The organism is Bradyrhizobium sp. 76 (assembly GCF_023073025.1).
GTDB lineage: Bacteria > Pseudomonadota > Alphaproteobacteria > Rhizobiales > Xanthobacteraceae > Bradyrhizobium.
Genome location: NZ_JADPIS010000015.1, coordinates 88,343 through 112,128, shown reverse-complemented (window position 1 = coordinate 112,128; position 23,786 = coordinate 88,343). Strand labels below are relative to the sequence as shown.

The window sequence follows — 23,786 nt, the reverse complement described above, 5'->3', positions numbered from 1 at the left end:
TAAAGTTGGCCGCGACCATGCAGCCGCTATCGTGGTGAAACGATGACAGCTACCGCCTGCCCGACAGCCGCAGTACGAACACCAGCACTTCGGCGACCGCCTTGTAGAGGTCGGGTGGGATCTCCTCGCCGAGTTCGACCTTGGACAGCGCGCCGGCCAGGATCTCGTTCTCCTCGATCGGGATGTCGTTGGCCTTGGCGATCTCGACGATCTTTTCGCCGATCGTGCCCTTGCCCTTGGCGACGACGACAGGCGCGTTGCTGCCCTTCTCGTAATGGAGCGCAATCGCAAGCTTCGACGGATCGCTCATGTGGCGCGATCCAGGAAGTGGCCGGCGCGGGCCGGAGTGGGCTGCGGCGGGGTGCCATCGCGGACCAGGATGTCGCCGGGCTTGAGCTCGGCCCTGGTCAGGGCCTGGTTGAGCTCGCCGATTCCGGCGCGAAGCTGCTGTGCGGTCGTCGGCCGCTCCGCCCACATCCGCACGAAGGTCTTGTCACCGTTCAGCGTAATCAAAGCGTGCACGGGGCCGGCTGGCTCGACATTGAGTGTAAAGCGCGCACGCCAGGCGCGCCTGGCGGGATCGGCGGATTCATTGCCGCCGTCGCGCGAGATCTCGAACTGCGCCATTGCAGTGCCCTGCGGCGTTGCGAACGGAATCTCGAAATTCCACTGCGGCACAGTCGGATCGATCCTGTGACCGCTGGCGTTGGTGCGATCGGGGAGCGAAGCGACTTGGAGCAAGGTCTGCCGCGCGAGGGCGGCATCGGTGTCGTCGAGCAGGCGATGCACGGTCGCAGCGAGTGGTGTGTCCGGTACGAGTGACGGCGAGGCAATCGATTGCGGCGACGGCAATGCGCCGCGAACCGGCGGTGGCGTCGCGCGCGCGGCGGCTTCAAAAACATGTCCGTCGGGCACGGCCTTGTTCGAGCCCGGCAAATTGCCCGTCATGCGCGGCAGGTTTTGCGTGATCTCTTGCAGGAGGCTCGCAGCAAGGCCTGCGGTCATGGTCCGCGGCATCGCAGATTGCGGCGCACCGCCAGCGATGTCCGCCAACACAGAGGCTGCGAGATTGGCGCTACGCGGCGGTTGGGCGATCCCGGGTTCGGTTGACGGCGTTGCGGCCTGTGCAGCCTGCGTCTGCGCGGTCGCAACCTGCGGTGTTGCCCCGGTACCAGCTGGAAGGGTGGCACCCTGCGTCTGTGGCGCGGCATCGAGCGTCGTCAGCGTCTGCCGCAGCACCAGCAGCGCAGCTTTCAAATCCGGCATCGTGCCGGAGGACGGAGTCGCGCCTGCGGCGAGCGAGGCTTCGAGGAGCAGCCCGGACTTCTGGAAAGCGGCCTCGATGTCGCCGCCTTCCAGTCCGGTGTTGAGCGGCGTCTGCTGCGCCAGCACGCCCAGCATCGCCTGCTTCAGCCCCGCCGGAAGATCGCTGCTGGTGACGACCGCGGCCAGATTGGCGAACAGCGGCGCCTGGCTGCCCTGCTTCGTCACGGCCTCGGCCGAGGCTTCTGTGACGGCGACCTGCTCGGTCGGTGTGAGGGCATTGCGGGCGGCGCCCACTGACGGCACTAGCGGCGGGCTGTCCACCAGTGAGGCCGCAGCCGGCGTCAACGTGACCTGATCGGCGGCCGCCTCGCCTGCGCCGCCCATGACGGCGAGCCGGATGGTGCCGCCGTTCTGCGACACCGCAAGCTGGAGATTTTGGCCTGGTGTCAGCGCCACCTCTGACATCACATCCATCGAGAGGTTGGCGATCGCGATCCGCACCAGATTATCGGCGAGCACGCTGACCACTCGGGCGTCGACCACGCTGCCGGCCTGCAGCACAAGATCGGGCGTCGCCGCGTCAGCAACGGGGCTGGCGGCACTGACGGGAAGAATCGAGCTTATCGGCGTCGGCATCGTGGGGCCCAGGGAACGCTGGCTCCCACCCTAAGGCCGCCCTCGTAAACCTCTCGTTAAGGACCTTTGGCCGCAGGCGGCTTCACAGCGGCCAAAACCGCCACGGCAGCCTCGAAATCCCGCAGTCGGGCGGCGCGGCGGCCGGCCGCTTCTTCGTCCACGCCCCATTTCTCGGCGTTCCAGTCCTCATCAACATAGGCTGCCGCCCAGACCTGGTCGGCGTCGCGCACGCCATGGGCAAGCGCCAGCGCCAGCAGCGCCGAGCCGGTCAGGGTGGTGATCACGTGGAGGGCGGCGACCGACCAGGCGTCCCCTGGCAAGGCCCCACGCGCGGCCTGGAGCGCCTCATCCGGCTGCGTCACATGCATGACGCCTTCGGACAGGATGAAGTGCGCCCCCAGCGTCTCCGCGGCCCAGAACAACACGGGATCCCAATGCGCGGCCTCGCGGGCGACGAGCCCCTCGGGATGACCGGCGCGATAGAACAGCAGATCGGACTGGAGATACTTTGCGAGGTCGTCGCTGACGAGATCAACGCGGTCGACGACGCCCTCGACCACGCTGTTTGCGATCCGCGTCAGCGGCATCGTCATGGGCTTGGTCGTCTCGTTCTGATCCGCCCACTCCGCAGCCACTGCGTCGGCCAGCGCGCGCGAAGGGATGATCACGTGGCGGCCGGACGGCGTGCGGATCGCCTTGCCGTCGAGCATGATGGCAAAACCGCCCTCAGCCTCAGAGACCCCCACCTCCTTGTAGAAGCGCTTGCGCAACGGCACGCGCGCGGCCTGGCGGACCAATTCCTGCGGATCAAGCGGGGATCGCCCCGCAGCTTCATCAAACAATTCGCGCATCTGATTCCGGTCCCTGTTCAGTCACCAACCCTTCCGCCGCCGGCCCGTTCAATTACTCTTCAGGCGCGTTCTCGATCGGATCAAACCTCGTTGCATCGAGCCCGAGCAGGTTCCACGACTGCTGCATGTGCTGCGGCAGCGGCGCGGTGGCATCGATGAAGCCGCCGCGCGGATGCGGGATGACGATACGGCGCGCGAGCAGATGCAGCCGGTTTTGCAGGCCGCCCGGCAATTGCCAGTTCTCGATGTTGAAATATTTGGGATCGCCGACGATGGGGTGGCCGATATGTTCCATGTGGGCGCGCAGCTGGTGGGTGCGCCCCGTCACAGGCTTCAGCGACACCCAGGTCAGCTTGTTGCCGGCAGTCTCGACCACCGCATAGTAGGTCACCGCGTGGCTTGCGCCCTCGTCGCCATGCTGGGCGATGCGCATGATGGTGTCGTCCTCGCTCTCCTCTTTCGCGAGGAAGGTCGAGATGCGGCCCTGCTTCGGCTTCGGTAGGCCCGGCACCAGCGCCCAATAGGTTTTTCGCGCCGACCGCGAACGGAATGCGCCGGTGAGATGCGAGGCGGCAAAGCGGGTCTTGGCGACCAGGAGACAGCCCGACGTCTCCCTGTCGATGCGGTGCACGAGGCGCGGCTTCTGGCCCTTGGAATCGCGCATCACCTCCAGCATCTGGTCGATGTGTCGCGTCATGCCCGAGCCGCCCTGCACGGCCAGTCCGGCCGGCTTGTTCAGCACGAGAACGTCGTCATCCTCGTAAATCGTCATCTCCTTCAGCGCGGCAAGCGTCTTTTGCGCCGCCTCCGACTCGGGGTTGGGTGCCTTCGGCGTGTCGAGCTTCAGCGGCGGAATGCGGACGCTCTGGCCCTCCTCCAGCCGGTCCTTGCTGTCGACGCGCTTGCCGTCGACGCGCAGCTCGCCTTTGCGAACGACGCGCTGGATGTGGGAGAATGACAGGCCGGGAAAGTGCGCTTCAAGGAAGCGATCGACGCGCATGTTGTTCTCGTCGGCCGTCACCTTGACGGTCTGCACCTTGGTCGGCAGCAATGCCTCGACGGGGGGCTTTGCCGGCGCAGCCTTTTCCGGTTCGGCTTTGGGCGCGCGCCGCTCGACGCGCTCACTCGCGAAGCGCGGCGGCTTCGTGCCCGGCTTGCCGCCCGGCCGAGGCCCAGCCGCCTTCGCGCTGCGCGCCTTGAACGGGCGCGCCTCCTTGCGCTCATCGCGCTCGCGAGGTTTTGGGTTCATTCTCTTGATGCGGCGGCTCATGTGGCTTTTCCAAACGTTCGTGTCGACTGCACCGTCGCGCGGCGCGGCAGCGACGCAACCTGCGCCCCCACCTCTTTTTCCGCGAGGCGCAGCTCATATTGCTGCTGCAGGTTCATCCAGAACTGCGGGCTGGTGTCGAACCAGTGACCAAGACGCAACGCCGTATCGGCCGTGATGCCGCGCTGTCCATTGATGATGCCGGTGATCCGGTTCACGGGTACATCGACCTGACGCGCGAGTTCTGCGGCGGAGATGCCGAGTTGTCGCAGTTCTTCGGCAAGATGTTCACCGGGATGTATGGGCGTGCGGGGCATGGCGATTTCTTGGCCGGACTAGCGTGAATTACGCGTTACGTAAACCGTAAATCGAACCCTACAGCAAGCCCGAAAGGGTTAGGCCCCACCCCGCTCCTTCCGCAACTTCGCCCAATAATCCAGCCGCTTCCTGATCTCCCGCTCGAACCCGCGGTCGGGCGGGTCGTAGAAGGTCTGGCGACCCAGCGCTTCCGGGAAATAATCCTGTCCGGAGAAGGCGTCGGGGGCGTCATGGTCGTATTCGTAAGATGCGCCGTAGCCTTCCGATTTCATCAGCTTGGTCGGCGAATTGAGGATATGTTTCGGCGGCAGCAGCGAGCCGGCCTGCTTGGCGACCTGCATCGCCTTGCCGAAGGCGGTGTAGACGGCATTCGATTTCGGCGCGGTGGCGAGATAGACCACGGCTTGCGCGATCGCGAGCTCGCCCTCGGGATGACCGAGGAAGTCGAAGGTGTCCTTGGCTGCGTTGGCGATGACCAGCGCCTGCGGATCGGCAAGCCCGATATCCTCGACCGCCATGCGCACGACGCGGCGGGCCAAAAACAGCGGGTCCTCGCCAGCATCGAGCATGCGCGCGAGATAATACAGCGCGGCATCAGGATCCGAGCCCCGCACCGACTTGTGCAGCGCCGAGATCAAATTGTAATGGCCGTCAGCCGACTTGTCGTAGATGGGCGCGCGACGCTGCAATATCTCCTGCAACTGCGCGGCGTCGAAAATCTCGTCCTTGCGCGCGGCGCGCCAGACTTCCTCGACGAGCGTCAGCGACGCGCGGCCGTCGCCATCGGCCATGCGCACCAGCACGGCGCGCGCTTCCTCGTCGAGCGGCAGCTTGCGGCCCTCGACCTCCTCGGCATGCGCAAACAGCTTTTCGATCGCGGCCGCGTCGAGCGAGCGAAACACCAGCACGCGCGCCCGGGACAGAAGCGCCGCGTTGAGCTCGAAGGAGGGATTTTCGGTGGTGGCGCCGACCATCACCACCGTGCCGTCTTCCATGACGGGCAGAAACGAATCCTGCTGGGCGCGGTTGAAGCGATGCACCTCGTCGACGAACAGCAGCGTGCCCTTGCCCATCTCGCGGCGTGCACGCGCCGCCTCAAAGGCCTTCTTCAAATCGGCGACCCCTGAGAACACCGCGGAGATCTGCTCGAAATGCAGATCGGTGGCGTCGGCGAGCAGCCGCGCCACCGTGGTCTTGCCGGTGCCGGGCGGGCCCCAGAACACCAGCGAGCCCAGCGTGCGCGTCTCCAGCATGCGCGTCAGCGCGCCGTCTGGACCCAGGATGTGATCCTGGCCGACGACCTCCGAGAGCGCGCGCGGCCGCAGCCGATCCGGCAGCGGATGCGGAGCCTCGTGATCGAGCCCCGCCGCGGCGAAGAGGGTTGGCGTCTCCTGTGGTCGCTTCGGACTCATCCGCCCAGCGTGACGTTGATCTGCTGGCCGCCACGCACCAGCGTGATGCGCCAGATGCGCTGGCGCTCGGCCGCCGCCTTTTCGAGATCGCTGGTCTTGCTGATCTTCTGGTTGTTGACCGCCAGGATGACGTCGCCCTTCTGGAAGCCGACATTCGCGGCCGCGCTGTCGCCGCCGAGATCGGTGACCACGACGCCTTCGGTATCGGCGTCCAGATGCAGCTCGTCGGCAAGCGCCGGGGTGATGGTCGAGACCTTCGCGCCCTGGAGAGGCGAGCGCGCGGTGATGACGAGCTCGTTGCGGCCGGCATCGGGCGCGGCGTCCAGCGCCACCGTCAGCTTGACCGGCTTGCCGCCGCGCTGCACGTCGATCTGCGCCGTGCCGCCGAGCGGCCGTGTGGCGAAGCGATAGTCGAAAGCGTTGGGATCATCCACGGTCTGGCCGTCGATCGAGACGATCAGGTCGGAGGATTTCAGCCCGGCCTTGGCCGCCGGCCCGTTCGGGACGACGCTTGCGACCAGCGCACCGGTCGGCGAACGCAGGCCGAGACTCTCGGCGATCTCCGGCGTCACCGCCTGCAATTTCGCCCCTAACCAGGGCCGCTTGACCGCCTTGCCGCCACCCTTGGCGGAGGCGACGACGACGCGCACCATGTTGGCGGGGATCGCGAAGCCGATGCCCTGCGAGCCGCCGGAGCGCGAATAGATCGCGGTGTTGATGCCCGCGAGCCTGCCGTTCATGTCGACCAACGCGCCGCCGGAATTGCCAGGATTGATCGCCGCGTCGGTCTGGATGAAGAACTGGTAGTCGGTGATACCGACCTGCGTGCGCGCCAAGGCCGAGATGATGCCGTGAGTCACGGTCTGGCCGACGCCGAAGGGATTGCCGATCGCCATCACGACGTCGCCTACCAGGAGTTCGTCCGAATTGGTGAATTCGAGAGCCGGAAACTTCTCCTTGGTGTCCTTCAAACGCAGCACGGCCAGATCGCTGCGAGAGTCCTTCAGCACGATCTCGGCCTCGAACTCACGCTTGTCCGACAGCGACACCTTGACCTGGTCGGCGCCTTCGATGACGTGGACGTTGGTGACAACGAGCCCCGACGCATCGACGATCACGCCCGAACCGAGCGAGCGCTGCACCTGCTCCTGCTGCTGGCCGGGCACGCCGAAGAAGCGGCGGAATATGGGGTCATCGAGCAGCGGGTTGCGGTTCTGCACCACTTTGGCGGCATAGACGTTGACAACCGCCGGCTGCACCCGCTGCACGATCGGCGCATAGGACAGCCGCAGTTCGGCGGGCGAGGACGGCACACGGCGGTCCTGCGCGGCGGCCGGATTGAAGTTGGCCGAAAAGGCTATGCACAGTGCCGTGACGACGGCGGTCCAGGTCGATCGAAACATTCCTACCTCTTGGAAAAGACGCCGGAATATAGGCGCGTTCGCCCCCCATTAGAAGGGCGCCCGGCGGCATATTCAGGGGCCTTTTCGGTGTGGCCGGCCTGCAAGCTCTGCGTGCGAAATCGCAATTTGCCGGGGCTGTCGATTGGCACGATGTGCGTCATCTTGCATGGTGGCGCAAGGCGGATTCGGTTGCGGCGAATTTACACCAGTGGGAACCGCGCAACCGGCCGCAGCGTCGCGGGGTAGTCATCGATCACACCTAGGCTCTCCGCCAGCGACTTGGGGAAGTTCGTCAAACGATGGAGTCATGACGTGAGCAGGACAAGAATTGCAGCCACGGCGATGGGTCTCGCCGCCGCACTGGCAGCCTCGCAGGCCCAGGCCCAATCGGCGAGCAGCAGCGACCAGGAGATCGCGCTCCTGAAGCAGCAGCTGAAGATGCTGGAGCAGAAGCTCGACAAGCTCCAGAGCCAGACCGCCGCGAATACTGCGGCCACAGCGAAGGCCAAGCTTGAGGCGAAGGCGGAGGCGAAAGCCGAAGCGCGTTCCGAAGCGAAGGCCGCCGTCGCCAACGCCAACGCGGCGATCCCGCTCAAGGGACCGGCGCCCGCATCCGGCGTCGTCGTGACAATGCCGAACAACCGACCGACCATCTGCACTGCCGATGGGGCTAACTGCGTCGGGATCACAAGCCGCGTGCATTGGGATGTCGGCGGCTATGACTATCGGCCCAACACGGCGGCAACCGTGCCGCAAAGGCTCGACAGCGGCGAGAACGTCCGCCGCGCGCGCATCGGTGTCGCCGGCAAGTTCTTCCACGACTGGAATTTCGCGCTGGTCTACGACTTCGGGGGCTCCTCCGACGGGTTTGGCGGCGCAGCTCCGGGTTCGCTGCCCGGGGGCGGCGTCTCTGGCGTCGAGAACGCCTATCTCAGCTATACCGGCCTGAAACCGTTCGGCGGCAAGATGGCCATCGAAGGCGGCATCATGGACCTGCCCTACACTCTCGATGAGGCCACGAGCTCCAACGACATCATGTTCATGGAGCGCGCCTCGGCGGGGATCGTCGCCACGAGCATCGCCGCGGGCGACTTCCGTTCGGCGGTCGGCACGCGCTGGTACAACGACGAGTTCTGGGTCGGCGCCTATGTCACCGGCCCCGCCACCGGTGCGATCCACTCAGCGTCGAGCGTTGCGCCGAACGGCGCCACGGAACAGTACGGCGCGGTCGCGCGTGTCGCCGGCCAAGTCGTCAGCGGCAAAGACTACTCGGTCCATCTCGGGGGCAATGCCGAATGGCTGATCCAGCCGACGCGCAATCTGGTGACGGGTGCACAGACGGTGACGCTGACCGATCGTCCGGAACTGCGCATCGATCCCACGGCGCTGGCTACGACCGGCGCGATCGCCAATGCCTCCGACGCGCAGGTCTACAGCGTCGAAGCCGCCGCCACCTATGGACCGCTGATCCTGCAAGGCGAGTATTTCTGGTACAACATCGATCGCAGCGCCAATACCGGCCTGCCGCCGCTGGGTGCGCCGAGCCTCAAATTCCAGGGCGGCTACGCGCAGGCCGGCTACGTGCTGACTGGCGAGGGTCGCAGCTATAATGCGGCGAATGCGGCCTATGGCGGCGTCAAGCCGGCGCACCCGTTCTCGCTCGAGGGCGGCGGCTGGGGCGCGTGGGAAGTCGCGGGACGCTTCTCCACGATCGACCTCAACGATCAGCTCGGGACCGCCACCGGCATCGCAGGCGGCCGGCAGACCGTCTACACGGCGGCGCTGAACTGGTATGTCAACGGCAACGTCCGTTTCATGCTGGACTATCTGCATGGCACGGTGTCGAGGCAGGCCTCGCCGGTCTCGACCGCCGATGTCGGCTCGAAGTTCGATGCGGTCGCCATGCGGACGCAGTTCGCGTTCTAGGTATCGCCTGTTGTCCCGGGGTACGCGAAAACGCGAACCCGGGACCCAGCATCTGCAACGCTATCTGAAGGAGACAAGCCATGAAGGCCGTCGGCTACAAGAAATCGCTTCCGATCGAGGATCAGGACGCGCTGATCGATTTCGAGACCGCAAAGCCCGAGCCCGGCGGCCGCGACATCCGCGTCGCCGTGAAGGCGATCTCGGCCAATCCGGTCGATTACAAGGTGCGCAAGCGCGCCGCTCCGCCCGAGGGCGAGACGAAGATTCTGGGCTATGACGCGGCCGGCGTGGTCGACGCCGTCGGTCCCGACGTCACGCTGTTCAAGCCGGGCGACGAGGTGTTTTACGCCGGCTCGATCCTGCGCCAGGGCACCAATTCCGAATTCCATCTCGTTGACGAGCGTATCGTCGGCAATAAGCCGAAGAGCCTGTCGTTCGCGCAGGCAGCCGCCCTTCCCCTCACTTCCATCACCGCTTGGGAGCTGTTGTTCGACCGGCTGGGTGCGGTGCCCGGCAAGAGTGTCGATCCACGTACGCTGCTGATCACGGGCGGCGCCGGCGGCGTCGGCTCGATCCTGATCCAGCTCGCTCGCGCCCTCACCGGGCTGACCGTGGTTGCAACCGCAACGCGGCCGGAATCGCAAAAATGGTGCCTCGATCTCGGCGCGCATGCGGTGATCGACCACGGCCAACCGATGAAGGAGCAGATCGAGAAGCTCAAGCTGCCGCCAGTCGCGCTGGTGGCGAGCCTCACCTTCACCGACCAGCACTACAAGAGCATCGCCGAGTTCATGGCGCCGCAGGGAAAGTTCGGCCTGATCGACGATCCCCCGGAATTCACTGTGAGCGCGTTCAAGGGCAAGGCCATCTCGGTGCATTGGGAATCGATGTTCGCGCGCTCCTCGTTCCAGACCGCCGATATGATCGCGCAACATCATCTGCTGAACGACGTCGCCGACCTCATCGACAAGGGCGTCTTGCGTACCACGCTCGACCAGACCTTCGGCACGATCAACGCGGCCAATCTCAAGCGCGCCCACGCGCTGCTCGAGAGCGGCAAGTCGCGCGGCAAGATCGTGCTGGAGGGGTGGTAGGTCTTAGCTCGAAGTGGGCGCCGCTTTCGTCTCCGGCGGACGCGTCGCCCGCTCGATAAAGCCCTTGGCGAGCGCGTGGTAGATCCCTTCCTCGCAGATCAGCCGTGAGGTGGCGTGTGCGATCAGGGCAGCGGCCATTAACGGCACCACCATGGCGTGGTTGTCGGTCATCTCGGTCACGATGACGAAAGCGGTGATCGGCGCCTGCACCACCCCTGCAAAATACGACACCATGCCGAGCAACATGATCGCACCGAGCGGAGCGTCGTGGAAGAAGGATGCGATATTGCTGCCGAGGCCGGCTCCAACGGCGAGTGACGGCGAAAAAATTCCGCCGGGTATGCCACTGATCGCCGCGAAGGTGGTGGCGAGAAGCTTGAGGATGCCGAAGTCCTGCGGCAGCGGTGCGCCCTGCTCCAGGGCCGTCTTTACCTGCTGGTAGCCTGTGCCATAGACCGTATCGCCGGAGACGATGCCGCAGATCGCGACCGCCAATCCGCACGCGAGCGCGAACCACAAAGGGTGGCCCTTGACCGCACGCCCGAACGGATGGGCCGAGCCCCGCGCCATGGTGATGACGATGCGGCTGAAGACGCCGCCGGCCACGCCGCCAACCACGCCGCACACCGGAACCGCGAGCCAGTCGGCGCCGGGGGCCAGCGACATCGCACTGCTGCCGAAATAGGCGTAGTTGCCCATCAGCGCGAGCGAGGTCAGGCCGGCCGCGATCACCGCCGCGATGATCAGGCTGCTGGTACGCGTCTCGAAAGCACGGCTCATCTCCTCGATGCCGAAGACGATCCCCGCCAGCGGCGTGTTGAAGGCGGCCGCGACGCCAGCAGCCGCGCCGGCCAGGATCAATCCGGGCTGGCGGCGTGGCGAGACGCGGCCGAGCGCGAACATGATGGAAGCGCCGACTTGAACGCTCGGTCCTTCCCGGCCGACGGAGCCACCGCACAGCAGACCGAACAAGGTGAGGATCACCTTTCCGATCGCGATTCGGATCGAGACCAGGCTCTCGCGCGCCGTCTGATCGGTCAGATGCCGTGCGGCGATCGCCTGAGGAATGCCGCTGCCCTGTGCGTTCGGGAACAACCGGGTGGTCAGATAGGCCGAGAGCATGAAGCCGAGAGGTGTCACCGCGAGCACGGCGTAGCGCGATTTGGCTAGCAGCAGCGCAAAGGCGTGCTGGGCGAGATCGGCAAGCTGCGCCAGCGCCACCGCCGCGGCGCCAACCCCGATTCCACCGAGCACGAAGATCGCCCGCCGCTGCCATCGCGCGGATGTCAGCCTGAACAGGCGTTTATGGCGGGTCGAGAGGGGCCAGAGCATAAAACCGAGGTTTAGCCGGTCCCGCCGCGAATTGAAGAGGCAAGCGAGCAGACCAGCTAGACCGGAACCATGCCCTCGACGAACATCAACCGCCGCTCCAGCGCGGTCTGCCGAAGCTTTAGCGCCTCCGCATATTCCGGCGACGCGTACCATTCGCGCGCGCGTTCCATCGAGGTAAACTCCACGATGATGATGGTCTTGGACGGCGGGCCGCCCTCCACCAATTCGGCGGCGCCGCCGCGGACGAGATAGCGGCCGCCATATTGCGCGATGGTAGCAGCAGCCAGCGTACGATAGGCCTCCATCGCGGCCTGATCACGCGCCTCGACCTCCGAGATCACATAGGCCGGCATGAGACGGCCTCAGGCAATCGTGTTGACGATGCCGCCTTCCGCGCGCAGCGCCGCACCGTTGGTCGCGGAGGCTTCCTTCGAAGCCGCATACACCACCATGTTGGCGATCTCGTCGACGCTGGCGAAGCGTTGGAGCAGCGAGCTTGGGCGATGCTGTTTGACGAAATTGGCCGCGGCCTCATCGACCGACTGCCCGTTCTGCTTGGCGAGATCCTTCACGAAGGTCTCGACGCCTTCCGACATGGTCGGGCCCGGCAGCACGGAATTGACGGTGACGCCGGTGCCGCGTGTGAGCTGCGCCAGGCCGCGCGCGACCGAGAGCTGCGCCGTCTTGCTCATGCCGTAGTGGATCATCTCGACGGGAATGTTGAGCCCTGATTCCGAGGAGATGAATACGATTCGGCCCCAGTTGCGCTTGAGCATGCCCTTCATATACGCGCGTGACAGACGCACGCCGCTCATCACGTTGACCTCGAAAAAGCGACTCCAGTCTTCGTCCGGAATGTCGAAGAAGTCTTTCGGCTCGAAGATGCCGGCATTGTTGATAAGGATGTCGACGTCTGGCAGCGCCGCCGACAACGCCTTGCAGCCCGCCGCGGTCGAGACGTCGGCGGCGATGCCGCGGACCTTTCCGCCCGCCCCTTCCAGCTTGCGCACGGCCGCATCGACCTTGTCCTGGCCCCGTCCGTTGATCACGACGCTCGCACCCGAGCCGGCAAGGCCCTTGGCGATGGCGTGGCCGATGCCGGCGGTCGAGCCGGTGACGAGGGCGGTCTTTCCGGAAAGGTCGATGTTCATGCGATGTCTCCATTGAAACTGACGGAGATATCGTGCGCTGCGCGGGCGGGTGCAATCGCCCCTCACCGACGCGTGAGGATTTAGTTGCGAGGCGGAAGCGTCCGGAGAAACGCGACGATGGCATCGAGATCCTGGGCCGTCATGCTGGCATAGGCCGCATAGGCCATCGGCGGCTTCAGTTTGTGGCCGTCGCGTGCGATGCCTTGCGCAATCGCACGTTTGATTTCGTCGTCGCTCCACCCGCCGATGCCCGCGGCTATATCCGCGGTGATGTTGGCGGAGACGGATTCGCCCCACGGCCCCTTGAATGTCCGGCCGCCCTTGCCGCTCGCTCCGGCGAAATCGTGCACGACGGACGGGCCGTCCGGCGTGTGGCATTCCAGGCAATGGGCGATGGTCAGGAGATAGCGGCCGCGCGCAAGCCTGTCGGAAAGCTCAGCCTCGTTCGCCTGCTTGCCGGCGTAGATCGGCGTCTCCGGCTTCGGCGCGCTTCTGTATTCCGGCGGCGGCGTCTCGTGGCGTACGGCCGGCACTGAGCGCAAATAAGCTGCGAGCGCGTCGAGATCGCGGGCCGTGAGCACGGTGTAGAACGCGGTCGGCATGATCGGCGCGACCCTGGTTCCGTTCGGCCTGACGCCGCTGACGAGAAACCGCTTCAGCTCGGCGTCGGTCCAGTTGCCGATGCCGGTGTCCTTGTCCGGTGTGATGTTGGAGCCAGAGACCTTGAAGGCGGGCTCGTCAAAAACCTGGCTGCCCCCGGAGAGCGCGCGAGAGAGATCGAGCCCTTGCGGCCCTCGCGGCGTGTGGCAGTTGTGGCAAACCATCACGCTGTTGACGAGATAGGCGCCGCGCTCGACCAGCGTCTCGCCAGAGGCCGGCGACATCAGCAGCGCCAGCGCAATCCCTGACACAATCCTCATCGAGAGCCCCCCGGCCGGAATCGCGTTCAACGAAACGATGCGCGGTATGAGATGCAGCCGCGCCAACAAAAAAGCGGCGCCCGAAGGCGCCGCTTTCTGAAAACTCTCCGCGGTCGGCTTACGCCGCCTCGGCTTCCTTTTCCTGCACCGGACCGGAGTCCTGGCCCTTGGCATCGACGTCGCGATCGACGAACTCGATCACGGCCATCGGGGCGTTGTCGCCGTAGCGGAAGCCCGCCTTGATGATGCGGGTGTAGCCACCCTGGCGATCCTTGTAGCGGGGCGCGAGCGTGTCGAACAACTTCCTGACCTGATCCTTGTCGCGCATCTCGGAGATGGCCTGGCGGCGCATGGCCAGCCCGCCCTTCTTGCCGAGGGTAATCAGCTTCTCGACGATCGGACGCAATTCCTTCGCCTTCGGCAGCGTGGTGACGATCTGCTCGTGCTTGATCAGCGCGGCGCACATGTTGGCGAACATCGCGCGGCGATGCTCGGCGGTGCGGTTGAGCTTGCGATGAACCTTGCCGTGACGCATTTTATCTATTCCTTGAATTTCATTCGTCGCGACGGTTCGTCGGACCAGTTGCTCAGGTGGGCTGCCTGCGTTCGCCCGCTAAGGCGCGATGAATTCGCGCCTTCGCCTGTCGTCGTTCGGATCAGTAATGATCCTCGAAGCGCTTGGCGAGCTCGTCGATGTTCTCCGGCGGCCAGCCCGGCACTTCCATGCCGAGATGCAGACCCATCTGGGCCAGCACTTCCTTGATCTCGTTCAGCGACTTGCGGCCGAAGTTCGGAGTGCGGAGCATTTCGGCTTCCGACTTCTGCACGAGGTCGCCGATGTAGACGATATTGTCGTTCTTCAAGCAGTTGGCCGAACGCACCGACAGCTCGAGCTCGTCCACCTTCTTGAGGAAGGCCGGGTTGAAGGCGAGGTCCGGGATGATCTCCTGGGCGACTTCCTTGCGCGGCTCTTCGAAGTTGACGAACACGTTGAGCTGGTCCTGCAGGATGCGCGCAGCGTAGGCCACGGAATCATCCGGCGTCAGCGCGCCGTTGGTCTCGATCGTCATGGTCAGCTTGTCGTAGTCGAGGATCTGGCCCTCGCGGGTGTTTTCGACCTTGTAGGAGACCTTGCGGACCGGCGAGTACAGGCTGTCGACCGGGATCAGGCCGATCGGCGCGTCCTCGGGGCGGTTGCGCTCGGCGGGCACGTAGCCCTTGCCGGTGGCGACCGTGAACTCCATGCGGATCTCGGCGCCCTCGTCGAGCGTGCAGATCTGCAGGTCCGGGTTGAGCACGACGACATCGCCCACGGTCTGGATGTCGCCGGCAGTGACGACGCCCGGGCCGGACTTCTTCACGACCATGCGCTTGGGGCCTTCGCCCTGCATCTTGATCGAGATGTCCTTGATGTTGAGCACGATGTCGGTGACGTCCTCACGGACGCCCGCGATCGAGGAGAACTCGTGCAGCACGCCGTCGATGTGCACCGACTGCACAGCCGCGCCCTGGAGCGACGACAGCAGGATGCGGCGCAGCGCGTTGCCGAGCGTCTGGCCGAAGCCGCGCTCGAGCGGCTCGGCGACGATGGTCGCGAAACGGTTCGAATCGCTGCCGGGCTGCACCTGGAGCTTGTTCGGTCGAATCAGTTCTTGCCAATTTTTCTGGATCGTCACTGTTTCACCCATACAGGCCAGTCAAACTGCCGTTGCAGATACTGGCGTTGGAGAAAGGCCACAGGTCGCACCTGCGGCTTCTTAAAAAAGTCATCGCGGGCGACGATGCGCCCGCAACTTCGTATCAAACGCGCCGGCGCTTGCGGGGACGGCAACCGTTGTGCGGGATCGTGGTCACGTCGCGGATCGAGGTGACGGTGAAGCCCGCGGCCTGGAGCGCCCGGAGCGCCGATTCGCGGCCCGAACCGGGACCGGCGACTTCGACTTCCAGCGTGCGCATGCCGTGTTCCTGCGCCTTCTTCGACACGTCCTCGGCCGCAACCTGCGCGGCATACGGGGTCGACTTGCGCGAGCCCTTGAAGCCCATCGTGCCGGCGGAGGACCAGGCGATCGTGTTGCCCTGCGCATCGGTGATGGTGATGGTCGTGTTGTTGAACGACGAGTTCACGTGCGCGACGCCGGAGGCGATGTTCTTGCGCTCACGACGACGAACGCGGGTGGCTTCCTTGCCCATAGACTACCTTTCCTGAAGATCTCAAACGCCGCCGTAATGCCAGCGGCTACACCTGTAGAACGAAAGGCGTGTGGCGAACGGGTCATCCCCGGGTCGCCACACGCCGTAATTGGATGCGAAAACTTACTTCTTCTTGCCGGCGATGGCCTTGGCCGGACCCTTGCGCGTGCGCGCATTGGTGTGGGTACGCTGGCCACGCACCGGCAGACCGCGACGATGGCGCAGGCCGCGGTAGCAGCCGAGATCCATCAGACGCTTGATGTTGATGCCGACCTCACGACGCAAATCGCCCTCGACGAGATAGTCGCGGTCGATCACTTCGCGGATCTGAAGCACTTCGGCGTCGCTGAGCTGATTGACCCGACGATCGTCCGGGATTTTGACCTTCTCCATGATCTCACCGGCGATCTTCTGACCGATGCCATGGATGTACTGGAGCGCGATCAGCACGCGCTTGTTGGTCGGGATGTTCACGCCGGCAATACGGGCCACGGCCTTCTCTCCTGTCGCCGATCCCTCGTCAGGAATCGGGCTTTAAGTGCTTGGTTTCTCGGGCAGGTGTTCACAAACGCGAACACGACGCCCACCCCTAGTCTTCCTGGGGCCCGGCATCGTTTGAAACTATCCGACTTGGATGCGGGGCTTATTAGGGGATTCAGGGGGCTTTCGTCAACCGCTGCTAGCGCTTAGCTCGCCTTTTCGTGACCTTTTTTGCGGCCTTTTTGGCACCTTTCTTGACAGTCTTCCTGGCGGTCTTTTTGGCTGCCTTTTTCTTCACGGTTTTCTTGACGGTTTTTTTGGCCGCCTTCTTAGGACCCTTCGCGGCCTTCTTGGCCGCTTTCCTGGATTTGGCGGCCTTTTTGGCCGCCTTCGCCGGCTTTTTGGCCGATTTCTTCGCCGCCTTGGCCTTTTTGGCCGGGGCCGCCTTGGCCGCGCGACGGGCGGAGGCCTTGCCGTGCGTCTTGCCATGCGTCTTGGGCTCGACCGCCCCAAGCGCCAGGAGCAGGCGATGGATGGCGCGGGTGACCTCGTCGATCGCCATCATGCCGTCGATGGTCGAGAGCTTCCGCCGCTCGGAATAGTAGTGAATCAGCGGTTCCGTCTGGTTGCGGTAGCTGGCTAACCGCTTGGTCAGGACCTCCGGGGTGTCGTCGAGTCGGACCTCCTCCCCGCGCTCGCGCATCTGGGCGACGCGGGTCTCGACACGGTTCAGGAGTGCACTCTCGTTGACGCGGAGCTCGATCACGGCGTCGAGCTTGAGGTGCTTGTGCTTGAGCAGCTCATCCAGCGCCTCCGCCTGCGGCACAGTGCGCGGGAAACCGTCGAGGATGAAACCGTTTTTGGCATCCGGCTGATCGATTCGATCGGAGATGATTCCGACCACGACATCGTCGGGCACAAGACCGCCGCTGGCCATGATCTCCTTGGCCTTGAGACCGACCGGCGTTCCGGCCGCCACCGCGGCACGCAACATCTCGCCGGTCGAGAGTTGGACGATGCCATAGCGCTGCACCAGCAGCTGCGCCTGGGTGCCCTTGCCCGATCCCGGCGGCCCCAGAAGTATAATTCTCATCGGCGTACGCCCCCCGATTGGTGCGCGATACGTCGCGCACCTGTGTTTTGAAGTCCAGTTACAGTGCAAATCATAATCAGCGCCGCACCGCTACCCATATCATAGGGGAGCAAATGGCCGGACGCCAAGAAGCCTTTGAGATCAGTGATTGCGCTTCAGTGCGAGTGGCTCTGCCGATGCCACCGGATGGCTGGCTGGCCGCTCCCGCAGGCGCCGCGCGTTACTCGCGCGGCGAATCGGCGGCGCAATTGCGCCGCCTGAGAGGACTCCGCGCTTAACGGCGCCGGCCGCGCAGCTTCGATTTCCGGATCAGACCTTCGTACTGATGCGCCAGGAGATAGCCCTGCACCTGCGCCACCGTGTCCATGGTGACGCTGACGACGATCAGCAGCGAAGTGCCGCCAAAGTAGAACGGCACCGAGGCGTAGGAGATCAGGATCTCCGGAATCAAGCAGACGATCGCCAGGTAGACCGCGCCGAGCACGGTGATGCGCGACAGCACGTAGTCGATATATTCCGCGGTACGCTCGCCCGGACGGATACCCGGAATGAAGCCGCCGTGCTTCTTCAGATTGTCTGCGGTCTCGGTCGGATTGAACACGATCGCGGTGTAGAAGAAGGCGAAGAACACGATCAGCGCCAGATACATGATCAGGAACAGCGGACGGCCGTGGCCGAGCTGGGTGTTGATCCACTGGAACCATTCCGGCCCGCTGCCCGCGTTGAAGTTCGCAACCGTGGTCGGCAGCAGCAGCAACGAGGACGCGAAGATCGGCGGGATCACGCCCGAAGTGTTGAGCTTGAGCGGCAGATGCGAGGACTGCCCCTCGAACATCTTGTTGCCGACCTGGCGCTTCGGATACTGGATCAAGAGCCGGCGCTGGGCGCGCTCCACGAACACGATGAAGGCGATCACGGCCACCGCCATGATGATGACGACCAGAATCAGGCCGGTCGACATCGCACCCTGACGGCCGAGCTCGAGCATGTTGGCGAGCGCCGCGGGCAGCTCGGCGACGATGCCGGAGAGAATGATCAGGGAAATGCCGTTGCCGATGCCGCGCGAGGTGATCTGCTCGCCCAGCCACATCAGGAACATGGTGCCGCCAGTCAGCGTGATCGCGGTGGACAGACGGAAGAACATGCCGGGGTCGCTGACGACGTTGCCGGCGCCTTCGAGGCCCACCGCGATGCCGTAGGACTGGAACGCGGCCAGGATCACCGTGAGATAACGGGTGTACTGGTTCAGCAGCTTGCGGCCGGATTCGCCTTCCTTCTTCAGCGCCTCAAGCTGCGGCGAGACGGTGGTCAGGAGCTGGATGATAATGGAGGCCGAGATGTACGGCATGATGTTCAGCGCAAAGATCGCCATGCGGTGAATGCCGCCGCCGGCGAACATGTTGAACATGCCGAGGATGCCGCCCGCCTGGGAGCGGAATACCTGCTCCCAGATGTTGGGATCGATGCCGGGCAGCGGGATGTAGGTCCCGAGCCGATAAACGAGCAGCGCACCCAGGGTGAACCAGATGCGCTTCTTCAGTTCGTCGGCCTTGGCAAACGCACCGAAATTAAGATTGGCTGCCAGTTGTTCCGCTGCAGAGGCCATCTTGGACTTTCTCCCGCCGCTTTTTGCGCCGTTATGCCCGCGGCCGGGCTACATTATACCGGACACCGGACATTATCTGGGGCTACGGCTTCGATAAGTCCATCGTCCCGCATGCGTAAAGGCCCGCGAGCCGCGGGCCGATGACGCAGTTGTTACGCCGCCTCGCCTTCTTCCTTGGCAGGCGCGAGGATCTTCACCGAGCCGCCGGCCTTCTCGACTGCCGCGATCGCGGTCTTCGAGGCGCCGTGCACTTCAATGTTGAGCTTGGCCTTGAACTCGCCGCGGCCGAGCAGCCGCAGGCCGCCCTTGGCGCGGCGCAGCACGCCGGCCTTGACCAGGGATTCGACGTTCACGACGCTGCCGGCATCGATCTTCTTGGCATCGACCGCATCCTGGAGCCGGTCGAGATTGATCTCGGCGAACTCGATGCGGAAGATGTTGTTGAAGCCGCGCTTGGGCAGACGGCGATGCAAGGGCATCTGACCGCCTTCGAAACCCTTGATGCGCACGCCCGACCGCGCGGTCTGGCCCTTGCCACCGCGGCCGGCCTGCTTGCCCTTGCCCGAACCAATGCCGCGGCCGACGCGCATACGCTTCTTGCGTGAGCCGGCATTGTCGGCGATATCGCTGAGCTTCATCGCCCTGCTCCTTGTTTCTTGCGCATGACCTTCACCGAAAACGGGTCCCCGCTTCGGGATCGTGCGCCTTTGCTTACTTCTCGTCGACGATGCGAACGAGATGGTGAACCTTCAAGATCATGCCGCGCACCGCCGGGGTGTCCGGCAGTTCGCTGGTGCGGCCGATCTTGTTGAGCTTGAGCCCGATCAGCGTCGAGCGCTGCGAGTGATGGCGGCGGATCGCGCTGCCGGTCTGCTCGATCTTGATCGTCTTTGCGGTCGTAACGGCACTCTTGGCCATGGGCGTCTACTCCGAAAAGCTTCCGTTATTCGGCAACCGCCTCGGCGTCGCCACCAATACGGCGGGACTGGAGGGTGGACACCTTGATGTTGCGGCGGGCAGCGACCGAGCGCGGCGAATCCTGATGCTTCAGCGCATCGAAAGTCGCGCGAACCATGTTGTACGGATTCGACGAGCCGATCGACTTCGCAACCACGTCCTGGACGCCGAGCGTCTCGAACACCGCGCGCATCGGACCGCCGGCGATGATCCCGGTACCGGCCGGAGCCGCGCGCAGGTAAACACGGCCCGCGCCATGACGGCCGGCGATATCGTGATGCAGCGTGCGGCCCTCGCGCAACGACACGCGGGTCAGGTTGCGCTTGGCGGATTCGGTTGCCTTGCGGATCGCCTCAGGCACTTCGCGCGCCTTGCCGTGACCGAAGCCGGCGCGGCCCTTCTGGTCGCCGATCACGACCAGCGCTGCGAAACCGAAGCGCTTGCCGCCCTTGACGACCTTGGCGACGCGATTGATGTGGACGAGCTTGTCGACGAACTCGCTGTCGCGCTCTTCCCTGCGTTCACGTCCGCCGCCGCGTTGATCGCGTCCACCACGTTGTTCGCGTTCTGCCATGGTTTTTCCAGTCCTTCAGAGGCTTACGCCTCAATCCTCAAATTCTGTTAGAAGCTCAGCCCGCTCTCACGCGCCGCGTCGGCAAGAGCCTTGACGCGCCCGTGGTAGAGATAGCTGCCGCGATCAAACACGACTTCCTTGACGCCCTTCTCGGCGGCGCGCTCGGCCAGCAGCTTGCCGACCGCCTTCGCCGCATCGATGTCGGCGCCGGTCTTGCCGCCATCGCGCATCGACTTCTCGAGCGACGAGGCAGAGGCCAGCGTCTCGCCCTTCAGGTCGTCGATGACCTGGGCGTAGATGTGCTTCGACGAGCGGAACACCGACAGGCGCGGACGGCCGCCACCCGAGCGGCGCAGCTTCAGACGTACACTGCGCTTGCGCCGGGCATTCGTAACCTTGGCTTTCGACATGACCGGCTCCGTTACTTCTTCTTGCCTTCCTTGCGGAAGATGAATTCGCCAACATACTTCACGCCCTTACCCTTGTAGGGCTCCGGCGGACGATAGGAGCGAATCTCGGCGGCGACCTGGCCGACGCGCTGAATGTCGCTGCCGGTCACCGTGATCTCCGTCGGCTTCGGCACGGTGATCGTGATCCCTTCCGGGATCGCGTAGACCACATCGTGGCTGTAGCCGAGCGCGAGCTGCAGGTTCTTGCCCTGCAGCGCGGCGCGGTAACCGACGCCGGTGATTTCGAGCTTCTTCTCGAAACCCTTGGTGACGCCTTCGACCAGATTCGCGACCTGGGCGCGAGCGGTCCCGTAAAGGGCCCGCGCGCGGTTGGTCTCGACCCGCGGGTTCACCTTGACCTGGCCGTTGTCGAGCTTCACCTCGACGTCGCTATGGACGACGAACTGAAGCTGGCCCTTCGGCCCCTTCATCTTGACGGTCTGCCCGTCGACGGTCGCGGTCACACCCGACGGCACCGCTACCGGCCTTTTGCCAACACGTGACATGGATCAAAAATCCTTCTCAGAACACCGTGAAGAGAACTTCGCCGCCCACGTTCGCTTCACGCGCACTGTGGTCAGCCATGATTCCCTTCGGTGTCGACAACACCGAAATGCCGAGTCCGTTATTGACCCGCGGCAGGTTCTTCACCGAGGCGTAAACGCGACGCCCGGGCTTGGAGACACGCTCGATCTCGCGGATAACGGGCTCGCCGTCGAAATACTTCAGCTCGATCTCGATCTCGCTGCGGCCCGAGGAGTGCTCGAGCGTGGCGTAACCGCGGATGTAGCCTTCGCTCTTCAGCACCTCGAGGACGTTCTCGCGCATCTTCGAGCCAGGCGTGGAGACCTTGTTCTTGGAGCGCATCTGCGCGTTGCGGATGCGGGTGATCAGATCGCTGATTGGATCGTGCGTAGACATCTAAACGACCCTCCTTACCAGCTGGACTTCACGAGGCCCGGGACCATGCCCTTGGAGCCAAGGTCCCGCATTGCGATGCGGGACAGTTTGGTCAAGCGATAGTTCGAGCGCGAACGGCCCGACAGCTCGCAACGCAGACGGATGCGGGTCGCCGACGAGTTGCGCGGCATTTCCGCCAGCTTCAGGGTCGCGGCGAACCGCTCCTCCATCGGCAACGTCTTGTCGGCGATGATCGCCTTCAACCGCTCGCGCTTCGGAGCGGCGTTCTTCGTCATCCGCTTGCGCCGGTTGTTCTTCTCGATTGAACTCTTCTTTGCCATGTTTGGCTCCTGGGTATCCGCGTTTGAGAGGCTTTAGGTCAGCGTCTCACTGCCGGAACGGGAAATTGAAAGCGGTCAACAAGGCCCTCGCCTCGTCGTCGGTCTTGGCCGTGGTGCAGACGGTGATGTCCATACCGCGGGATTCCGTGACCTTGTCGAAGTCGATCTCGGGGAAAATGATGTGTTCCTTGAGGCCGAGCGAGTAGTTGCCGCGGCCATCGAAGCTCTTCGGGTTCAAGCCGCGGAAGTCGCGGACGCGCGGCAGCGCGACCGTCACCAGGCGATCGATGAACTCGTACATGCGGGCCTTGCGCAGCGTGACCTTGCAGCCGATCGGCTGGTTCTCACGCAACTTGAAGGTCGCGATCGCGATCCGCGAATAGGTCACGATCGCCTTCTGGCCGGCGATCTGGGTCAATTCCGCAGCGGCGTTCTCGGCCTTCTTGCGGTCGTTGACGGAATCGCCAACGCCCATGTTCAGCACGACCTTGTCCAGGCGCGGAACCTGCATGACGTTCTCATAACCGAACTTCTCGGTCATTTCCGTCCGGATCTTCGCGTCGTATTCCGCGCGCAGGCGCGGCGTGTAAGCGGCCTCAGCCATCGATCTCAGCTCCCGAGCTCTTGGCGATGCGGACCTTCTTGCCGTCCGCCAGAATCTTGAATCCCACGCGGGTCGGCTTCCCGTCCTTGCCGACATACGCGATGTTGGACAGTTGGATCGGCGACTCTTTCGAGATGATGCCGCCCTCCTGGGCCTGCGTCTGCTTCTGGTGACGCTTGACCATGTTGATGCCGCGCACCAGCGCCGTACCGGCGTCCGGACGCACTTCGAACACCTCGCCGGTGCGGCCCTTGTCGCGGCCGGTCAGCACGACGACCTTGTCGCCCTTGCGGATCTTCGCAGCCATCACAGCACCTCCGGCGCGAGCGAGATGATCTTCATGTGGTTCTTGGCGCGCAGCTCGCGCGGCACGGGCCCGAAGATACGGGTACCGACCGGCTCGGACTGATTGTTGATCAGAACGGCGGCGTTGCGGTCGAAGCGGATGACCGAACCGTCGGCGCGGCGGATGTCCTTGCGGACGCGCACCACGACGGCCTTCATCACGTCGCCCTTCTTCACCTTGCCACGCGGAATCGCTTCCTTGATCGAGACAACGATGATGTCGCCGATCGTGGCGTAGCGGCGCTTGGAGCCCCCGAGCACCTTGATACACATGACACGGCGTGCGCCAGAATTATCGGCCACGTCGAGGTTGGTCTGCATCTGAATCATTGATGCACCTCGTCCTCTTCTATTTGCGCCAGCCCAGCCGGCGCTCAACATTTACCTGAAGTCAGTTGGCTAAAGCCAACAGATCAGGCGCTTTTCTTGTGTTCGCCCCGGATCACGACCCAGCGCTTCAACTTCGAAATCGGCTTCGATTCCTCGATCCACACCATGTCGCCCGGCTTGAACTCGTTGCTCTCGTCGTGCGCGTGGTAGTTCTTCGAACGGCGGATCGTCTTCTTGTAGATCGGGTGCGTGAAGCGGCGATCGACGCGCACCACGATGGTCTTGGCTTGCTTGTCGCTGACGACCACGCCCTGCAAAGTACGTTTCGGCATCTTCGTAAG

The 23,786-nt window shown here is 64.3% G+C and carries 30 protein-coding genes; 2 read left to right on the top strand and 28 right to left on the bottom strand.

Going from position 1 to position 23,786, the window contains the following annotated elements:
- Positions 1–49: 49 nt before the first annotated feature.
- From IVB48_RS01295 to IVB48_RS01265, 7 genes are all read right to left on the bottom strand, one after another.
- On the bottom strand, positions 50–310 hold the full coding sequence (locus tag IVB48_RS01295) for an EscU/YscU/HrcU family type III secretion system export apparatus switch protein (protein WP_007603059.1): 261 nt from the start codon (positions 308–310) through the stop codon (positions 50–52).
- On the bottom strand, positions 307–1,902 hold the full coding sequence (locus IVB48_RS01290) for a flagellar hook-length control protein FliK (RefSeq protein WP_247396674.1): 1,596 nt from the start codon (positions 1,900–1,902) through the stop codon (positions 307–309). The genes IVB48_RS01295 and IVB48_RS01290 overlap by 4 nt, the downstream gene beginning before the upstream one ends.
- A 56-nt stretch (positions 1,903–1,958) precedes the next feature.
- Positions 1,959–2,753: an ATP12 family protein gene (locus IVB48_RS01285; protein WP_247396672.1), complete on the bottom strand. Its 795-nt coding sequence runs from the start codon at positions 2,751–2,753 to the stop codon at positions 1,959–1,961.
- A gap of 52 nt (positions 2,754–2,805) precedes the next feature.
- Positions 2,806–4,023 carry an RluA family pseudouridine synthase gene (locus tag IVB48_RS01280; protein WP_247396669.1) on the bottom strand — a complete coding sequence of 406 codons (1,218 nt, stop codon included), beginning with the start codon at positions 4,021–4,023 and terminating at the stop codon, positions 2,806–2,808.
- The gene (locus tag IVB48_RS01275; RefSeq protein ID WP_247361904.1) at positions 4,020–4,337 is read right to left on the bottom strand and encodes a HigA family addiction module antitoxin; all 318 of its coding nucleotides are present in this window, start codon (positions 4,335–4,337) and stop codon (positions 4,020–4,022) included. The genes IVB48_RS01280 and IVB48_RS01275 overlap by 4 nt, the downstream gene beginning before the upstream one ends.
- Before the next feature lie 78 nt (positions 4,338–4,415).
- Positions 4,416–5,750 (bottom strand): replication-associated recombination protein A, encoded by a 1,335-nt coding sequence (locus IVB48_RS01270; RefSeq protein ID WP_027518575.1) that lies wholly within the window; start codon positions 5,748–5,750, stop codon positions 4,416–4,418.
- Positions 5,747–7,153: a DegQ family serine endoprotease gene (locus IVB48_RS01265; RefSeq protein WP_027567482.1), complete on the bottom strand. Its 1,407-nt coding sequence runs from the start codon at positions 7,151–7,153 to the stop codon at positions 5,747–5,749. The genes IVB48_RS01270 and IVB48_RS01265 overlap by 4 nt, the downstream gene beginning before the upstream one ends.
- Before the next feature lie 312 nt (positions 7,154–7,465).
- Here IVB48_RS01265 and IVB48_RS01260 point away from each other — a divergent pair, with 312 nt between their 5' ends.
- Positions 7,466–9,079 (top strand): OprO/OprP family phosphate-selective porin, encoded by a 1,614-nt coding sequence (locus IVB48_RS01260; protein ID WP_247396666.1) that lies wholly within the window; start codon positions 7,466–7,468, stop codon positions 9,077–9,079.
- An 80-nt stretch (positions 9,080–9,159) separates the two neighbouring features.
- Positions 9,160–10,173, top strand: coding sequence for a zinc-binding alcohol dehydrogenase family protein (locus IVB48_RS01255; RefSeq protein ID WP_247396648.1), 1,014 nt, complete (start codon positions 9,160–9,162; stop codon positions 10,171–10,173).
- 3 nt (positions 10,174–10,176) lie between these two features.
- On the opposite strand, the gene IVB48_RS01250 is transcribed toward IVB48_RS01255, so the two are convergent.
- From IVB48_RS01250 to rpsQ, 21 genes are all read right to left on the bottom strand, one after another.
- Positions 10,177–11,505: a chloride channel protein gene (locus tag IVB48_RS01250; protein ID WP_247396645.1), complete on the bottom strand. Its 1,329-nt coding sequence runs from the start codon at positions 11,503–11,505 to the stop codon at positions 10,177–10,179.
- A 56-nt stretch (positions 11,506–11,561) separates the two neighbouring features.
- Positions 11,562–11,858 carry a DUF1330 domain-containing protein gene (locus IVB48_RS01245; protein WP_247396642.1) on the bottom strand — a complete coding sequence of 99 codons (297 nt, stop codon included), beginning with the start codon at positions 11,856–11,858 and terminating at the stop codon, positions 11,562–11,564.
- Between the two features lie 9 nt (positions 11,859–11,867).
- Complete coding sequence (locus tag IVB48_RS01240; RefSeq protein WP_247396639.1) at positions 11,868–12,656, bottom strand: SDR family oxidoreductase; 789 nt, start codon at positions 12,654–12,656, stop codon at positions 11,868–11,870.
- Between the two features lie 80 nt (positions 12,657–12,736).
- Positions 12,737–13,576, bottom strand: coding sequence for a cytochrome c (locus IVB48_RS01235; protein ID WP_247396637.1), 840 nt, complete (start codon positions 13,574–13,576; stop codon positions 12,737–12,739).
- Between the two features lie 118 nt (positions 13,577–13,694).
- On the bottom strand, positions 13,695–14,111 hold the full coding sequence (gene rplQ, locus IVB48_RS01230; protein WP_007603047.1) for a 50S ribosomal protein L17: 417 nt from the start codon (positions 14,109–14,111) through the stop codon (positions 13,695–13,697).
- Positions 14,112–14,232: 121 nt separating this feature from the next.
- Positions 14,233–15,264: a DNA-directed RNA polymerase subunit alpha gene (locus IVB48_RS01225; RefSeq protein WP_035961343.1), complete on the bottom strand. Its 1,032-nt coding sequence runs from the start codon at positions 15,262–15,264 to the stop codon at positions 14,233–14,235.
- 112 nt (positions 15,265–15,376) lie between these two features.
- Complete coding sequence (gene rpsK, locus IVB48_RS01220) at positions 15,377–15,766, bottom strand: 30S ribosomal protein S11 (protein WP_007603045.1); 390 nt, start codon at positions 15,764–15,766, stop codon at positions 15,377–15,379.
- Between the two features lie 123 nt (positions 15,767–15,889).
- Positions 15,890–16,258: a 30S ribosomal protein S13 gene (rpsM, locus tag IVB48_RS01215; protein ID WP_007611599.1), complete on the bottom strand. Its 369-nt coding sequence runs from the start codon at positions 16,256–16,258 to the stop codon at positions 15,890–15,892.
- Between the two features lie 187 nt (positions 16,259–16,445).
- A complete protein-coding gene (locus IVB48_RS01210; protein WP_247396636.1) occupies positions 16,446–17,339 on the bottom strand; it encodes an adenylate kinase in 894 nt (297 codons plus the stop codon).
- Between the two features lie 274 nt (positions 17,340–17,613).
- Entirely contained in the window at positions 17,614–18,945 is a 1,332-nt protein-coding gene (gene secY, locus IVB48_RS01205; protein ID WP_007611601.1) for a preprotein translocase subunit SecY, read from the bottom strand.
- A 152-nt stretch (positions 18,946–19,097) separates the two neighbouring features.
- Positions 19,098–19,583, bottom strand: coding sequence for a 50S ribosomal protein L15 (gene rplO / locus IVB48_RS01200; RefSeq protein ID WP_007611602.1), 486 nt, complete (start codon positions 19,581–19,583; stop codon positions 19,098–19,100).
- 73 nt (positions 19,584–19,656) lie between these two features.
- A complete protein-coding gene (gene rpmD, locus IVB48_RS01195; RefSeq protein WP_007603038.1) occupies positions 19,657–19,863 on the bottom strand; it encodes a 50S ribosomal protein L30 in 207 nt (68 codons plus the stop codon).
- 25 nt (positions 19,864–19,888) lie between these two features.
- Positions 19,889–20,476, bottom strand: coding sequence for a 30S ribosomal protein S5 (gene rpsE / locus IVB48_RS01190; RefSeq protein WP_007603037.1), 588 nt, complete (start codon positions 20,474–20,476; stop codon positions 19,889–19,891).
- Positions 20,477–20,523: 47 nt separating this feature from the next.
- Positions 20,524–20,886: a 50S ribosomal protein L18 gene (rplR, locus tag IVB48_RS01185; RefSeq protein ID WP_007603036.1), complete on the bottom strand. Its 363-nt coding sequence runs from the start codon at positions 20,884–20,886 to the stop codon at positions 20,524–20,526.
- 11 nt (positions 20,887–20,897) lie between these two features.
- Complete coding sequence (rplF, locus tag IVB48_RS01180) at positions 20,898–21,431, bottom strand: 50S ribosomal protein L6 (RefSeq protein ID WP_007611603.1); 534 nt, start codon at positions 21,429–21,431, stop codon at positions 20,898–20,900.
- A gap of 16 nt (positions 21,432–21,447) precedes the next feature.
- The gene (gene rpsH / locus IVB48_RS01175; protein ID WP_007603034.1) at positions 21,448–21,846 is read right to left on the bottom strand and encodes a 30S ribosomal protein S8; all 399 of its coding nucleotides are present in this window, start codon (positions 21,844–21,846) and stop codon (positions 21,448–21,450) included.
- Positions 21,847–21,860: 14 nt separating this feature from the next.
- Positions 21,861–22,166 (bottom strand): 30S ribosomal protein S14, encoded by a 306-nt coding sequence (gene rpsN / locus IVB48_RS01170; protein WP_007611604.1) that lies wholly within the window; start codon positions 22,164–22,166, stop codon positions 21,861–21,863.
- A 46-nt stretch (positions 22,167–22,212) separates the two neighbouring features.
- Positions 22,213–22,770: a 50S ribosomal protein L5 gene (rplE, locus tag IVB48_RS01165; protein WP_007603032.1), complete on the bottom strand. Its 558-nt coding sequence runs from the start codon at positions 22,768–22,770 to the stop codon at positions 22,213–22,215.
- Positions 22,763–23,077 (bottom strand): 50S ribosomal protein L24, encoded by a 315-nt coding sequence (gene rplX, locus IVB48_RS01160; protein ID WP_007603031.1) that lies wholly within the window; start codon positions 23,075–23,077, stop codon positions 22,763–22,765. Before rplX ends, rplE begins: the two co-directional genes overlap by 8 nt.
- Entirely contained in the window at positions 23,077–23,445 is a 369-nt protein-coding gene (rplN, locus tag IVB48_RS01155; RefSeq protein WP_007603030.1) for a 50S ribosomal protein L14, read from the bottom strand. Before rplN ends, rplX begins: the two co-directional genes overlap by 1 nt.
- A gap of 83 nt (positions 23,446–23,528) precedes the next feature.
- Entirely contained in the window at positions 23,529–23,777 is a 249-nt protein-coding gene (rpsQ, locus tag IVB48_RS01150) for a 30S ribosomal protein S17 (protein WP_007603028.1), read from the bottom strand.
- Positions 23,778–23,786: the final 9 nt, after the last annotated feature.